Origin of the sequence: Ensifer sp. LC384, assembly GCF_001695865.1 — a bacterium.
Classification (GTDB): Bacteria; Pseudomonadota; Alphaproteobacteria; order Rhizobiales; family Rhizobiaceae; genus Ensifer.
The window spans coordinates 17,315-31,041 of sequence record NZ_MBST01000014.1 but is presented as its reverse complement, the minus strand read 5'-3'; the positions used below and the strand labels follow the sequence as shown (position 1 = coordinate 31,041).

Below are 13,727 nucleotides of genomic sequence, written 5' to 3'. Positions count from 1 at the left end.
CCCGAGCGCTCTTACGCCCGCTCGCCCCAGGCGAGCCAGTCGCGCATCAGTTGGTGGGCGATCGCGCCTTTCGGCGGCGGAATGTGCTCATCGCCGGTGTCGGCGACGCCGGTCGACCTTTCGAGCATCGCGATGGTTTCCTCGCGTGTGAACCAGCGCACGTCCTCCAGTTCCTGTTCGTCGCGCTTGATGACAGTCGATTTTGCCTCGGCATAGCAGCCGATCATCAGCGAGTGCGGCAGCGGCCAGGGCTGCGAGGCGTGATAGCGCACGCGGCCGATGTGGATGCCGGATTCCTCATGGGTTTCGCGGCGCACGGCGTTTTCAATGGTTTCGCCCGGTTCGACGAAGCCGGCAAGGCACGAATACATGCCCGGCGCGAAATGCGGGCTGCGGCCGAGCAGGCAGAGATCGCGCTCCAGGTCGATGGTCATCATGATGACGACGGGATCGGTGCGGGGGAAAACCATGTGGCCGCAGGCGGTGCAGACGCGGCGATAGCCGCCGGCCTTGCCTTCCATCGGTCCGGCGCAACGGCCGCAGAAGCGGTTGTTGGCGTTCCAGACGATGAGGCTCGACCCCTGGGCGAACTGACCAAGCAGTTCTTCCGGCAGCATCTGCTGGCGGTAGAGCGTCCGTCCGTCGGCGATCTTGAAAGGTTCGGCGATGTTCTCCTCGGTAAGGCCGGTCGGCACGGCGAGCCGCGGCTCGCCGTTCGGCAGGTAGCCGAGCAGGATCGTTTCGTCGAGTACCGGCTCGAGCCCGTCGAGCTCATAGGGTGCAAACAGCGGATCGATGATCTTCTCGTCGTGTTTGACGATCAGCTTCGGCCCGGAAAAGGCAAGGAAATGGGCGCCCGGATGCTTGAGCGCGACTTCGACGCAATCGTCGGCGCGGTGCTCGGACTGACGATCCAGGTGGTTCTCGGAAAAGGCGACGAGGGTGCTCGGCTCCGGATGGGGGCTTCGAAGGTCAAAGATCGATTTCGTCATGTTCAGAGATTTTCCAGAATGCGGGCTGCAAATGCCTGATGGTCTTTCTCACCCCAGGGCTCCGGCTTGCCGAAGCCCCAGACGGGTCCGGGCCAGTTCGGGTCGCCGTCGCTGCGGGCGATGATATGCACATGGAGCTGCCGGACGATGTTGCCGAGCGCCCCGACATTGATCTTCTCGGCACCCGTGACCTTTTTCAAGGCGGTCGCCACCATGTTGGTTTCGAAGGTCAGCATCGTCTGGTCGAGCGGTGTGAGATCGAAGATCTCGGAAATGCCCCCACGTTGGGGAATGAGGACCAGCCAGGGCCAGCGGCGATCGTTCATCAGCCGCATCTGGCAGAGGCCGATCGAGGCGATCGGTATGCCGTCGCGTTCAAGCCGCTCGTCGAGGGTGAATGTCGTCAAGAAGGTCTCCTTGGGTCGGGAGCGGATTCGCCTTGTTTTGCATATCGATATCAGTTTTTTGACGGCTTGGCTTGCATTTGCTTGCGATATTGCCGATATGGGAGCCGGGAGGTTGGTGGTGGACGAGCCACTCGCCAACCGGGTCAGGTCCGGAAGGAAGCAGCCCTAACGAGCCCCGGCACGGGTCATCGTGCCAGCCTCCCACCTGCATGATTGCTGAGATCGAAACCGCTCTCAGCAATCATGCAGCGCCACAGAATGTTACGGTATCAAGACGCATCCGATGCGACGCGCGGTGCCGTAAGTCCGTCCTGTCGGGACATGAGTTCAAGCAGCGGCAGGGTCGATGAGCGACGAAACGTCCATTTCATCAGAACAGAAACCAGCCGCCTACCGCGTTCTGGCGCGCAAGTATCGCCCCAAGGATTTCTCCGACCTGATGGTCGGCCAGGAGCCGATGGTGCGCACGCTGACCAACGCGTTCGAAACCGGCCGCATCGCTCAAGCCTACATGCTGACCGGCGTGCGCGGCGTGGGCAAGACCACCACCGCCCGCATTCTCGCCCGTGCCCTGAACTACAAGACAGCAGACGTCGATCAGCCGACGATCGACCTGCGCGTCCCCGGCGAGCATTGCCAGGCGATCATGGACGGGCGCCATGTCGACGTCATCGAGATGGACGCCGCCTCCCATACCGGCATCGACGACATCCGCGAGATCATCGAGCAGGTGCGCTACCGCCCGGTCTCGGCGCGCTACAAAGTCTACATCATCGACGAAGTGCACATGCTGTCGACGCAGGCCTTCAACGGCCTGTTGAAGACGCTCGAAGAGCCGCCGGAGCATGTGAAATTCATCTTCGCCACCACCGAAATCCGCAAGGTGCCGATCACCGTTCTGTCGCGCTGCCAGCGGTTTGATCTCAGGCGCATCAGCGGCTCCGATCTCGTCGGCCTGTTTTCGACCATTCTCGGCAAGGAAGGTGTTCGTTTCGACCCGGAAGCGCTGGCGCTGGTTGCGCGTGCCGCCGAAGGTTCGGCCCGTGACGGCCTGTCGCTGCTCGATCAGGCGATCGCCCATGGCGGCGGTTCGGTCGAGGTCGAGACCGTGCGCTCCATGCTCGGCCTTGCCGATCGCGCCCGCATCGTCGATCTGTTCGAGCATATCGTCAGGGGCGACGTTGCTGCAGCGCTTGGAGAATTCGCGGCACAATACGAGGCCGGCGCCAACCCGACCGTGGTCCTGACCGATCTTGCCGATTTCACCCATCTCGTAACCCGGCTGAAATACGTACCTGACGCTGCCAATGACCAGTCCTTGAGCGAGATCGAGCGCACGCGCGGTGCCGAATTTGCCGGCAATGTCGCCGTCAGTACGCTGTCGCGCATCTGGCAGATGCTGCTGAAGGGCATTCCCGAGGCCGAAAGCTCGTCGCGCCCGGCGGGTGCTGCCGAAATGGTGTTGATTCGGCTTGCCCACGCGGCCCATCTTCCGCCGCCCGAAGACGCGGCGAGACGTGTGCTCGAACTGTCCGGCAGCGACAATGGCGGTGCCCGTCCGGCACCAGGTGGTGGCAATGGCGGCGGCATGCAGGCGTCAGTCGGTGCCCCCTTGCAGGCGCAGGCCGCCCAGTCGACATCGATGGGACGACCGACCGGCAACGGCGCGACGATGTTGCGCGCGGTTCCCGATGTCAGCCCGCAGCCGATCAGCGTCGGACATATCGAGGAGCGGCCGGCAGCCGCGCCTGCAGCCAAGGCGCAGCCAGCGGTGCCGGTCAATTCGGTCAGCGATATCGCCGACCTCTGTGCGAAGAACAAGGACATCAAGCTGAAGACGCTGGTGCGCGGCTTCGTGCGGCTGGTGCGCATCGAGCCCGGTCGTCTTGATGTCAACGTCCCCGACGATGCGCCGAAGACCCTGCTCGGCGAACTCGCCGTCAAGCTCAAGGAATGGACCGGCATTCACTGGATCGTCAGCTATAGCCGCGAGCCCGGCGAGCCGACGATGATCGAAGCCGAGCAGCGGGCCCAGGAGCAGCGTGTCAGCGACGCGCGCCAGGACCCGGATGTGGCCGCCATTCTCGCCCGCTTTCCGGGCGCCAAGATCACCGACGTGCGTATTCGCGCCGTCGAGGAGGAAGAGGCCGAGAGCGTTGCTCCGGCCACAGCCGAATCTGCCGATGGCGATATCGTCCCTGGCGACGATATCGAATAGTCCGTCGGAACGAACGACCGGACATTTTTTTAAGAACAGGAGACGACGATGCGCGACATCATGGGGATGATGGGCAAGGTCAAGGAAATGCAGGCCAAGATGGAGAAGATGCAGGCGGAAATCGCCGCACTCGAAGTCGATGGCACCTCTGGCGGCGGCCTCGTCACCGTCCGTCTCGATGGCAAGGGCACCCTGAAGAGCCTGAAGATCGACCCGTCGCTGTTTAAGGAAGACGACGTCGAGATCCTCGAAGACCTGATCGTTGCCGCCCACAAGGACGCCAAGGACAAGGCCGAGGCCGTGCAGGCCGAAAAGACCCGCGAACTCACCGCCGGCCTGCCGATCCCGCCCGGCATGAAGCTACCGTTCTGATCGGCCGTTCTTCGCTGCTATGAATCGGGCGGCGGTGCCGGAACGATCGGCTTCGCCGGGCTGGCGCCACGCGGATTGGTGTCCATGCTTGCGGTGATGCGCAGATCGGCTTTCTGTGTGGAGGCCGGCGGTATCGGTCGTTGATCGAGGGCCGCGCCGATTTCAGCGAGCCTCGAGGCGAAATCGTTGAGCGCCGCGCGTTCGGCCTTGGACGACCCCACCAATCCGGTCGGGTCGTGGTTCGTCAGGATCGTTGGATAGTCGGAGGTGCTGTCCGTCGGCGGCGCATAGTAGCGTGCCGAGAGCTTTCGCAGCGATTCCGCCAGCGTCGGCAGCATCGTCAACGCACGCCGCCAACGGTGTTCGTTGAAGTCGAAATCGGCAAGAATCGTCTCACCGGCCTTTCCGCCGAGGGCGCTGAGATAGGCGACCGTTTCGCGATCCATATCCAGATTGAGCCCACCCTCCTTGTCATCGTCGAGCCTGACTTCGACGATCCGCTCGCTGTAACCGTGCAACTGGCTCTGCAGCGTGTCCTGCCAATTGCGCGCCGTGTCGAGGATGGCGCCGACAAGGCCGAACAGCCCGTCGACCGGGTAGATGGGGGCGACCTTGCCTTCGGACGTCTTGCGCGGAAGATTGACGCGGCTTGCCGTTTCCGCGTCATCACCGTGCCGTCGCCGATCGTAGCTGGTCAGCGAGATGCCGAAGGTCGGTCGTCCGGGCAGAAGGCCGTCGAAAAGATGGATCGGAAAGTTGCTGGTGATACCGCCGTCGGAAAACAGACAGCGGATGTGCGCGGCGGGATCGCGTCGTACGCTGCTTTTCAGCGAGTAGTCGTAGCGGTAAAGCGGCACGGCGCGGATCAACCCGGGAAAGCTCAGGCTCATACGGGCGATGATGGCCACGGGCAGCTTGCTTGCCGGCGGAAGCTGGTAGAAATCCTTCGATCCATCGGCGGCGGCGATGTCGCGGGGTTTGCTCTCCTTGAGCAGGTACGCCATGATCGAGGGCGGAAACAATGCCTCGAACTCCGATTTGCGATAGTTATGGACCCGGTCGCCGAATGGCAACTCATAGGGACGGCGCGAGGATAGGTCGGTGGTCACGCTTCTAAGTGTGATGTCATGTGCCTCAAGGTCGCCAATGGTCAACGGCCTGTCCGAACCATCCTGCCGGAGCGGGCCGGCTATCGCCTCTATTCTTTCCGCGATCCAGTTGGTGAAAGCCGGGTTCTTCGTGCCCGGCTGGGTCAGGCCGCTGCATAGACCGAAATCGTTGGCCGGCAGGGACACTGCTACCGCCCGGTAGAATTGATAGAGGATCATCAGGATTGCGCCGATCAAGGCGATAACGATGCCAAGCAGCAGTGTCGCGACGCCGAGGCTGAGCACACCGGCAACAGAGATCAAAATGCCGGGTGCTGCGCCAAGCAGCGCCGGCACGGCAAAGACCCGCAGCGTCTCCAAGGCGCAGGCCCTGGCCCTGCTGCGCTGCGTGCGAACGGCTGCCATGCCGATGCGAAAGAGAGGGGCGGTGTCGGACGAGGGCTGAAAGAAGGTTTTGAGGCTTGCCGCCAGCTCGTCGGGCATGGTGTCGATGAGAGCAAAGCCAGCATTCTTCTCTTCCGCCGTCGCGCCGGTTTGCCGCCGGTACTCTGCGGCCGCCGTCACAACGGCGGCGATTGCGCCGGCCGAAGTTCCGCCAATGTGCATGAAGCGGTAACGGGTCGCCAGCTCAGTGATGGCGCGTGGAAACACCACGCCGGAGGTGATACCGCCCTTCATGATAAGGTCGCACTCTTCGCTGGGCTTGGCGTAGCGGAAAGTCGTGTCGTTCATCGCACCCTCCATCTCCGAAGAACAACATTAGATTGTGTTGATGTTACTGCATAATTCCTTAAATCGGATCCGATTTAAGGATAAAATTATGCAGCAAGTTTAAAGCGTTACAGCGCCGCGCGTCATGTTTGACGCGCGGCGCTGTAGAAGCACGCTATTTCGCGCTGGCGGAAGGCTGGTGCCGTCGGTAAAGCATGGTAGGTTGCCGCCTGCCGAGGAGGATCGCGCATGACTATGACGTCCCTGCTTATGTTTGCCGGCGCATTGCTGGTTGCGGCCGGCTCGCCGGGCCCGAGCGTCGCGGCGCTTGTGGCGCGCGTGCTGTCGAAGGGCGCCAGCGACGTGCTGCCCTTCCTGGTGGCGCTCTGGATTGGCGAGGCCATCTGGCTGTCGTTTGCGGTGGCGGGCCTGGCGGCGATCGCCGAAAGCTTCCATCTGCTGTTCGTTGCCATCAAGTGGCTGGGCGTCGCCTACCTGCTCTATCTCGCCTGGAAAATGTGGATGGCCGAACCGGATCTGCCCGGTGACAGTCTGCCGCCGTTGCGGTCGGCTCCCAAGCTGTTCTTCGCCGGCCTGACCGTGACGCTCGGCAATCCCAAGGTGATGATGTTCTACGTCGCGCTGTTGCCCTCGATCATCGACCTGCGCTCGGTCACCTTGATCGGCTGGATGGAGCTGGTCGCGACCATGCTGGTGGTTCTGGTCGTGGTCGATCTGGGCTGGGTCACCATGGCCGCCAATGCCCGCAAGCTCCTCAAAAGCAAGCGCGCCGTGCGCATCGCCAATCGCGCCAGTGCCGGAACCATTGCCGGGGCGGCCGTCGTCATCGCCACCCGTTGAGTTCTGCTCCCACGCGTCCGTGGGCTGCTGCTCTGTTGAGGGCAGGCACGGCGTCATATTCCGGTTAATCGATTCCGTTTGTCGGCGATATGAGCTAAAAGCGCCGCATGGCAAAGCGAGTCACCGGTCCCGAAATCGAAAAATTGATCCAGCTGCTGGCAAAGGTGCCGGGGCTGGGGCCGCGTTCGGCGCGGCGCGCGGCACTGCATCTGGTCAAGAAGAAGGACCAGCTGCTCGGCCCGCTGGCGGAAGCCATGGGCGAGGCCCATCGCAAGGTGCGCATCTGCTCGTGCTGCGGCAATGTCGATACGATCGACCCCTGCACGGTCTGCGCCGATGAACGCCGCGACCAGTCGGTGATCATCGTCGTCGAGGATGTCGCCGATCTCTGGGCGCTGGAACGCGCTGCGGCGCTGAACGCCGCCTATCACGTGCTTGGCGGCACGCTGTCGCCGCTCGACGGCGTCGGCCCCGACGATCTCAACATCAAGGGGCTGGTGCAACGCGTTGCCAATGGCGGTGTGCGCGAACTGATCATCGCCGTCAATGCCACGGTCGAGGGTCAGACCACCGCACACTACATCACCGACCAGCTCGAGGGCATGGAGGTGAAGATCACCCGGCTTGCCCATGGTGTGCCGGTCGGCGGCGAGCTCGACTATCTCGACGAGGGAACGCTGGCGGCCGCCCTTCGCGCCCGCACCTCGATCTGAGCGGACCTGCCGCTCCACCCGCCTGCGATCCAACCAATAGGGAAGCCGGATGCTGAGATTTCTATCACTGTCGACATTGCTGTTCTGCGTTTTCGCGGGGCTAGCCCAGGCGGCCTCCAAGGCGGATGTCGAGAACCAGTTTCGCCTGTGGCTTGAGCGCGATCTCTGGCCGGAAGCCGAGAAGTCGGGCGTTTCGGCGCGATCGTTCAAGGCCGCATTTGCCGGCGTCAAACTGAACTGGGACCTGCCCGATCTGGCGCCGCCCGGTTTCCCCAAGCCGAAGGAGCAGAAGCAGAGCCAGGCGGAGTTTTCCTCGCCCGGCAGCTACTTCTCCGAAAAGCGCCTGCAGGGACTGGCGGCAACGGGGCGAAGCCTTGCCTCCACCCACGCCGCCACCTTGAAGCGGATCGAGAAGGCCTATGGCGTTCCGGCATCGGTGATCGTTGCGATCTGGGGCCGTGAATCCGGTTTCGGCCGCGCGAAAATTCCCTATCCGGTCGTCGACGTGCTGGCGACAAAGGCCTTCATGTCGACCCGGCCGGACCTGTTCCGGCGCGAACTGATCGCCGCCTTGCACATACTGGAAAGCGGCGACGTCGAGGAGGCGTCGATGCGCGGTTCCTGGGCCGGCGCCATGGGACAGCCGCAGTTCATGCCATCGAGCTTCCTGCAATATGCCGTCGATTTCGACGGCGACGGTCGCCGTGACATCTGGACCTCGGTTCCCGACAGCCTGGCCTCGATCGCCAACTATCTCGTCAAGAAGGGCTGGCAGCGCGGCCGCGACTGGGGCTTCGAGGTGTCGATCCCGGCCGGCGTCTCCTGTTCGCAGGAAGGTCCGGATCTTGCCCGGCCGATGTCCGACTGGGCGGCCAACGGCATCGCCCGCATTTCCGGAAAGGCGTTCCCGTCGCATGAGCTTTCGGCACCCTCGATGATGCTGGTTCCGGCCGGCACGCATGGGCCGGAGTTCATCGTCACGCCGAATTTCTACGTGCTCAAGGAATACAACAACTCCGACCTCTACGCGCTGTTCATCGGCAATCTTGCCGACCGCATCGGCTCCGGTGGCGGCACCTTCCGTGGCACCTGGGGCGATGTCGGCAACATGCTGCGCTCCGATGTGCTGGCGATGCAGAAGGCCCTGGTTGCCAAGGGCTACGATGTCGGCAAGGCCGATGGCCTCGCCGGCTACAAGACACGCCGCTCGCTCGGCGACTGGCAGGCCAAGAATGGCTTGGCGCCGACCTGTTTTCCCGACGCTTCGCTGAAGGCGAAGCTTCGGTAATTTTCCGCCCAGCGGCGCCCCGGGTTTGTCGCCATTCCCGACGGGGCCGCTTGTCTCATGGCATCGGGCGCTATGCGCCCTCGCGGGACGGCGCGTCAATGCATGTCGACGTTCACCTGTCGCTTGTAGCGCTCGTAATGGGTGGGAACGATCGTCTGCCGCTCGATCATGCGGTGCACCCGCGGTGGTGCTGCGCCGCGATGCAGCGCCGTCAGCTTGTCGCCGACCGAGGCGTCGGCCTGCGTGCGGCGCTGGTTATGGCGCACATACTCCACCCAGGTCGGCACATGATAGGTTTCCGTCCAGGTCGTCGGAATTTCCAGATCGCGCATCAGCGCCCAATGGCCGGCGCCGTCGCGGATGCGGATGCGCCGCCGCTCGGCCATGGTCTCGAGGAATTCCGGTATGTCGGCGTCGTCGATCTCGTAATCGATCATGATGACGATCGGACCGCTGCGGGGCTTCAGGTCCAGCTCGAGCGGCGGCTCGTTGAACCGGTTGAGCGGGTCGAGATTGAGCGACTTGAACTCCGGCAAGGGCAGGCGCAGGCCGACGGCCGCACCCGCCAGCATCAGCAGACAGGAGACGGTAAGCGCATTGGTGGCGCCATAGAGATCGGCCGTGGTGCCCCAGAGCCAGCTGCCGCCGGCGATGCCGCCGAAGGTCATGGTCTGGTAGAGCGACAGCGCCCGACCCACGACCCAGCGCGGCGCCGAAAGCTGGACGGTCGTATTGAACAGCGACAGCGCCAGAACCCAGGATGCGCCGGAGACCAAGAGCATGAGACAGCTCAGCCAGGCGTAGGGGCTGAATGCAATGACGAGCGTGCTCAAGGCAAAGCCGCCAAAGGCCAGGCGGACGATCGCCTCGCTCGACATCATTTCGCGCAGTCTTGCGCTGAGCAATGCGCCGCCGATCGCCCCAAGGCCGAAGGCGCCGAGCATCAGGCCGTAGGTGAGCGGACCGCCCTGGACAAGATCGCGCGCCACCAGCGGCAGAAGCGCGAGAATGGCGCTTGCTGACAGGCCGAACAGGAAGCCACGCACCAGTACCTTGCCGATATTGGGCGACATGACGACATAACGCAGGCCCGCCGTGATCGCCCGGCCGAGCGTTTCGCGCGGCAGCGGGCTCATGGTCACCTCGCGCCGCCAGCGCACGAGCGCAAAGAGGATGGCGAAGTAGCTGAGTGAATTGGCGGCGAAGGCCGCCGCCGCACCCGCCGTCGCGACGATCACGCCGCCGATCGCCGGGCCGACGCTGCGGGTGATGTTGAAGCCCATGCTGTTGAGCGCAACTGCCGCCGGCAGGTCGTCGCGCGGAACCATGTCGCCGACCGAGGCCTGCCAGGAGGGATTGTTGAGAGCGGTACCGCAGCCAATCAGGAAGGTGAAGAGCAGAAGCAGCCAGGGCGTGATGATGCCGAGATAGGCGCAGACGGTCAGAAGCACCGACACCGTCAGCATGAAACACTGCGCCACCAGCATGATCCGTCGCCGGTCGAAATTGTCGGCCAGCGCCCCGGAAACCAGCGAGAACATCATGATGGGAAGCGAGGTCGACGCCTGCACCAGCGCGACCATATTGGCCGACGAGGAAATCGAGGTCATCAGCCAGGCGGCGCCGACTGTCTGGATCAGGCCGCCGAAGTTGGATGCGAGGCTCGCGATCCAGATCGTGCGGAAGATGTCGTGCTTGAAGGGGGCCAGTGGCGAGATTCGGGTGGGCACCTCGTCTTCTCTCTCGTGTCTTTTGATTGCGGTATCGAAGCGGTTCGTTGCCTGTTATAAACCTCGAAGGTCGAAGTGCCAGCCGCTGAAACTTGCCGTCGCATCGATTGCCTGCCGCCCGCATCTCTCTGGCGGCTTCGGCCGCCGCCGGTCGAACACCTTGCAATTTGCGGCAACGAGGCGTATATGGGCCTCAAATTCTTGATCGGTAGATGAAGAGTGGGCCCGTCAGGACCCGCTCTTTTTTATTAGCCGGTCCCATGAGGAGACATCGTTTGTCCGATCCGACAACGGCTGAAAATGAATATGAACCCCGCCTGATCACCGAGACCGGGCTCGATCAGCGCATCGCCGACATCATCGAGCCGGTGCTGACGCCGATGGGCTACCGCCTGGTGCGCGTGCGCATGTCCGGCCAGAACGGCTTGACGCTGCAGATCATGGCCGAGCGCAACGACGGCACCATGACCGTCGACGATTGCGAAGCGATCTCGATGGCCATTTCCCCGGTTCTCGATGTGGAAGATCCGGTCGACAAGGCGTATCATCTGGAAGTGTCGTCGCCCGGCATCGACCGCCCGATGGTTCGCAAGTCGGATTTCTTCCGCTGGCAGGGTCACCTGCTGAAATGCGAGACCTCGGTGTTGGTCGAAGGCCGCAAGCGTTTCCGCGGCAAGATCGTGTCGGTGGATGCGGATGGTTTCCAGCTCGAGCGCGATCAGCCGGCCTATGGCGAGGAAGCGACGGTGGTCATTCCTTTCACGACGCTTGCGGAAGCGCGGTTGATCCTGACCGACGACCTGATCCGCGACGCCCTGACAGCCGACAAGAAGGCCAAGGCAGCGCGCGCCGCGAACGAGAATTTTGAAGACGAAGATTCACCTATCGACGAATAAAAGCCGGGCGGTGCTTGAGGCCCCCTGCAACCAGACGGAGACATGAGATGGCAGTCAGTGCTAACCGGCTCGAGCTTCTGCAGATCGCAGATGCAGTGGCACGCGAAAAGGTGATCGACCGCGAGATCGTTCTGGCCGCGATGGCCGATGCGATCCAGAAGGCCGCGCGCTCCCGCTATGGTTCGGAATCGAACATCCGCGCCGACATCAATTCCAAGACCGGCGAAATCCGCCTGCAGCGTCTCCTGGAAGTGGTCGAGAAGGCGGAAGACTATTCCACCCAGATCCCGCTCGAGCTGGCCCGCGACCGCAACCCGGACGCCAAGCTTGGCGACTTCATCGCCGACCCGCTGCCGCCGATGGATTTCGGCCGTATCGCCGCCCAGTCGGCCAAGCAGGTCATCGTGCAGAAGGTTCGCGAAGCCGAGCGTGACCGCCAGTTCGACGAATTCAAGGATCGCGTCGGCGAGATCGTCAACGGCACTGTCAAGCGCGTCGAATACGGCAACGTCATCGTCGACCTCGGCCGTGGCGAAGGCATCATCCGCCGCGACGAGATGATCCCGCGCGAAAACATGCGTTACGGCGACCGCGTCCGCGCCTTCGTCTACGACGTTCGCCGCGAACAGCGCGGCCCGCAGATCTTCCTGTCACGTACGCATCCGCAGTTCATGGTTAAGCTCTTCACCATGGAAGTGCCGGAAATCTACGACGGCATCATCCAGATCAAGTCGGTTGCCCGTGATCCGGGTTCGCGCGCCAAGATCGCCGTGATCTCGAACGATAGCTCGATCGATCCGGTCGGCGCCTGCGTCGGTATGCGCGGTTCGCGCGTTCAGGCCGTCGTCGGCGAACTGCAGGGCGAAAAGATCGATATCATTCCGTGGTCGCAGGACCCGGCCTCGTTCATCGTCAACGCGCTGCAGCCGGCGGAAGTCGCCAAGGTCGTTCTCGACGAAGACGCGGAGCGCATCGAAGTGGTGGTTCCGGACGAGCAGCTGTCGCTCGCCATCGGCCGCCGCGGCCAGAACGTTCGCCTCGCTTCGCAGCTGACCGGCTGGGACATCGACATCCTCACCGAGCAGGAAGAAAGCGAACGTCGCCAGAAGGAATTCAACGAGCGCACCAACCTGTTCATGGACTCGCTCGACGTCGACGAGATGGTCGGCCAGGTTCTGGCTTCCGAAGGCTTCGCGGCCGTCGAGGAGCTGGCCTATGTCGATCTCGACGAAATCGCCTCGATCGACGGCTTCGACGACGAAACGGCCACCGAAATCCAGACCCGCGCCCGCGAGTATCTGGACAGGCTGGAAGCCGAGATGGACGCCAAGCGCAAGGAACTCGGCGTTGCCGACGAACTGCGCACGATCAACGGCTTGACCAGCCCGATGCTGGTCGCGCTCGGCGAAGAAGGCATCAAGACCATCGAGGACTTTGCCGGTTGCGCCGCCGACGACCTGGTCGGCTGGAGCGAACGCAAGGACGGCGAGACCAAGCGCTTCGAGGGTACCTTCTCGAAGTTCGAGGTTTCGCGTGCCGAAGCTGAAGCCATGATCGTTCAGGCCCGCCTTGCTGCCGGCTGGATCACGGAAGACGACCTTGCCGTCGAGCAGGAAGAAGACGAGGCGATCGAGGTTGCCGAAGGCGCGGAACAGGACGCCTGATGGCGACCACCGCATCGACTGACGCTGACGCTCTGCCTTCGGACAAGGGTCCGAAGGACAAGAGCGGCAGCACCCGGACTTGCATCGTCACGCGCGAGAGTGGCTCGCCCGACGATCTGATCCGCTTCGTCGCCGGACCCGACGGCCGCATCGTTCCCGATCTGAAGCGTCAGCTTCCGGGACGCGGCTGCTGGATCAAGGCGGAGCGGGCGCTGGTCGAAAAGGCCATGGCGAAGAAACTTTTCGCCCGGGCCTTGAAGGCCGACGTCAAGGTCGATGCGACGCTCGCCGACGACGTCGACAGGCTGCTCGTCGAGCAGCTTGCCGGCATGATGAACATGGCGCGCAAGGCGGCCCAGTTCATCTCCGGCGCGACGAAGACGGAGCAGGCTGTTCGTGGATTGGCGGCACTCGCCGTCTTCCACGCGAGTGATGCGGCAGCCGACGGCGTCCGCAAGATTGACCAGGCCCGCAAGGCGATGAGCTTTGTGGTTGAAGATGAAACGGAAATACCCGCGTTCCGCCCCTTCACGGCGGCGGAAATGGAGGGCCTTTTGGGAAGTAATGCTTTTATCCATGCCGCAACGCTTGCAGGGCAGGCGGGTGAGGGTGTAGTGAAGCGCGCAATCATGCTCGAAAAGTACCGTGGATCCGTCCCGGTCCGGGCCGAAGGCGGCGCTGGCAAGCCACAGCAATGACCCGCGTCACCGGCAAAGTCCGGCATCGCGTACATTGTTTGAGACAATTTGGAAGACAGGGTCAGGTG

At 63.2% G+C, this 13,727-nt stretch carries 12 protein-coding genes and 1 other RNA gene; 9 read left to right on the top strand and 4 right to left on the bottom strand.

Going from position 1 to position 13,727, the window contains the following annotated elements:
• Positions 1–11 precede the first annotated feature (11 nt).
• Both nudC and BC363_RS12745 read right to left on the bottom strand, forming a co-directional pair.
• Positions 12–992, bottom strand: a complete 981-nt coding sequence (nudC, locus tag BC363_RS12750) for an NAD(+) diphosphatase (protein WP_065784876.1) — start codon at positions 990–992, stop codon at positions 12–14.
• Positions 993–994: 2 nt separating this feature from the next.
• Positions 995–1,399: an HIT family protein gene (locus BC363_RS12745; protein WP_083222696.1), complete on the bottom strand. Its 405-nt coding sequence runs from the start codon at positions 1,397–1,399 to the stop codon at positions 995–997.
• 107 nt (positions 1,400–1,506) lie between these two features.
• On the opposite strand from BC363_RS12745, the gene ffs reads away from it, so the two are divergent.
• From ffs to BC363_RS12730, 3 genes are all read left to right on the top strand, one after another.
• Positions 1,507–1,604: signal recognition particle sRNA small type (gene ffs, locus BC363_RS12740), an RNA gene on the top strand.
• A gap of 141 nt (positions 1,605–1,745) precedes the next feature.
• On the top strand, positions 1,746–3,617 hold the full coding sequence (locus tag BC363_RS12735) for a DNA polymerase III subunit gamma/tau (RefSeq protein WP_065784877.1): 1,872 nt from the start codon (positions 1,746–1,748) through the stop codon (positions 3,615–3,617).
• Positions 3,618–3,665: 48 nt separating this feature from the next.
• On the top strand, positions 3,666–3,989 hold the full coding sequence (locus tag BC363_RS12730) for a YbaB/EbfC family nucleoid-associated protein (RefSeq protein WP_029742357.1): 324 nt from the start codon (positions 3,666–3,668) through the stop codon (positions 3,987–3,989).
• A 17-nt stretch (positions 3,990–4,006) separates the two neighbouring features.
• Here the strand turns inward: BC363_RS12730 and BC363_RS12725 are convergent, their stop codons facing one another.
• Positions 4,007–5,830, bottom strand: coding sequence for a patatin-like phospholipase family protein (locus BC363_RS12725; protein WP_065784878.1), 1,824 nt, complete (start codon positions 5,828–5,830; stop codon positions 4,007–4,009).
• 228 nt (positions 5,831–6,058) lie between these two features.
• On the opposite strand from BC363_RS12725, the gene BC363_RS12720 reads away from it, so the two are divergent.
• The 3 genes from BC363_RS12720 (at position 6,059) to BC363_RS12710 (ending at position 8,671) form a co-directional block, all read left to right on the top strand.
• Positions 6,059–6,670 (top strand): LysE family translocator, encoded by a 612-nt coding sequence (locus BC363_RS12720; RefSeq protein WP_065784879.1) that lies wholly within the window; start codon positions 6,059–6,061, stop codon positions 6,668–6,670.
• A 107-nt stretch (positions 6,671–6,777) separates the two neighbouring features.
• Positions 6,778–7,383 carry a recombination mediator RecR gene (recR, locus tag BC363_RS12715; RefSeq protein ID WP_065784880.1) on the top strand — a complete coding sequence of 202 codons (606 nt, stop codon included), beginning with the start codon at positions 6,778–6,780 and terminating at the stop codon, positions 7,381–7,383.
• Positions 7,384–7,432: 49 nt separating this feature from the next.
• Positions 7,433–8,671 carry a lytic murein transglycosylase gene (locus BC363_RS12710; protein ID WP_065784881.1) on the top strand — a complete coding sequence of 413 codons (1,239 nt, stop codon included), beginning with the start codon at positions 7,433–7,435 and terminating at the stop codon, positions 8,669–8,671.
• Between the two features lie 95 nt (positions 8,672–8,766).
• Here BC363_RS12710 and BC363_RS12705 read toward each other — a convergent pair whose 3' ends face one another.
• On the bottom strand, positions 8,767–10,401 hold the full coding sequence (locus BC363_RS12705; protein WP_065784882.1) for an MFS transporter: 1,635 nt from the start codon (positions 10,399–10,401) through the stop codon (positions 8,767–8,769).
• A 275-nt stretch (positions 10,402–10,676) separates the two neighbouring features.
• Here BC363_RS12705 and rimP point away from each other — a divergent pair, with 275 nt between their 5' ends.
• Genes rimP through BC363_RS12690 form a run of 3 tightly spaced genes read left to right on the top strand, consistent with a single transcriptional unit; the run spans position 10,677 to position 13,659 of the window.
• A complete protein-coding gene (gene rimP / locus BC363_RS12700; protein WP_065784883.1) occupies positions 10,677–11,297 on the top strand; it encodes a ribosome maturation factor RimP in 621 nt (206 codons plus the stop codon).
• Between the two features lie 47 nt (positions 11,298–11,344).
• Positions 11,345–12,961, top strand: coding sequence for a transcription termination factor NusA (nusA, locus tag BC363_RS12695; protein ID WP_065784884.1), 1,617 nt, complete (start codon positions 11,345–11,347; stop codon positions 12,959–12,961).
• The gene (locus BC363_RS12690) at positions 12,961–13,659 is read left to right on the top strand and encodes an RNA-binding protein (RefSeq protein WP_065784885.1); all 699 of its coding nucleotides are present in this window, start codon (positions 12,961–12,963) and stop codon (positions 13,657–13,659) included. Before nusA ends, BC363_RS12690 begins: the two co-directional genes overlap by 1 nt.
• The last annotated feature ends 68 nt before the right edge of the window (positions 13,660–13,727 follow it).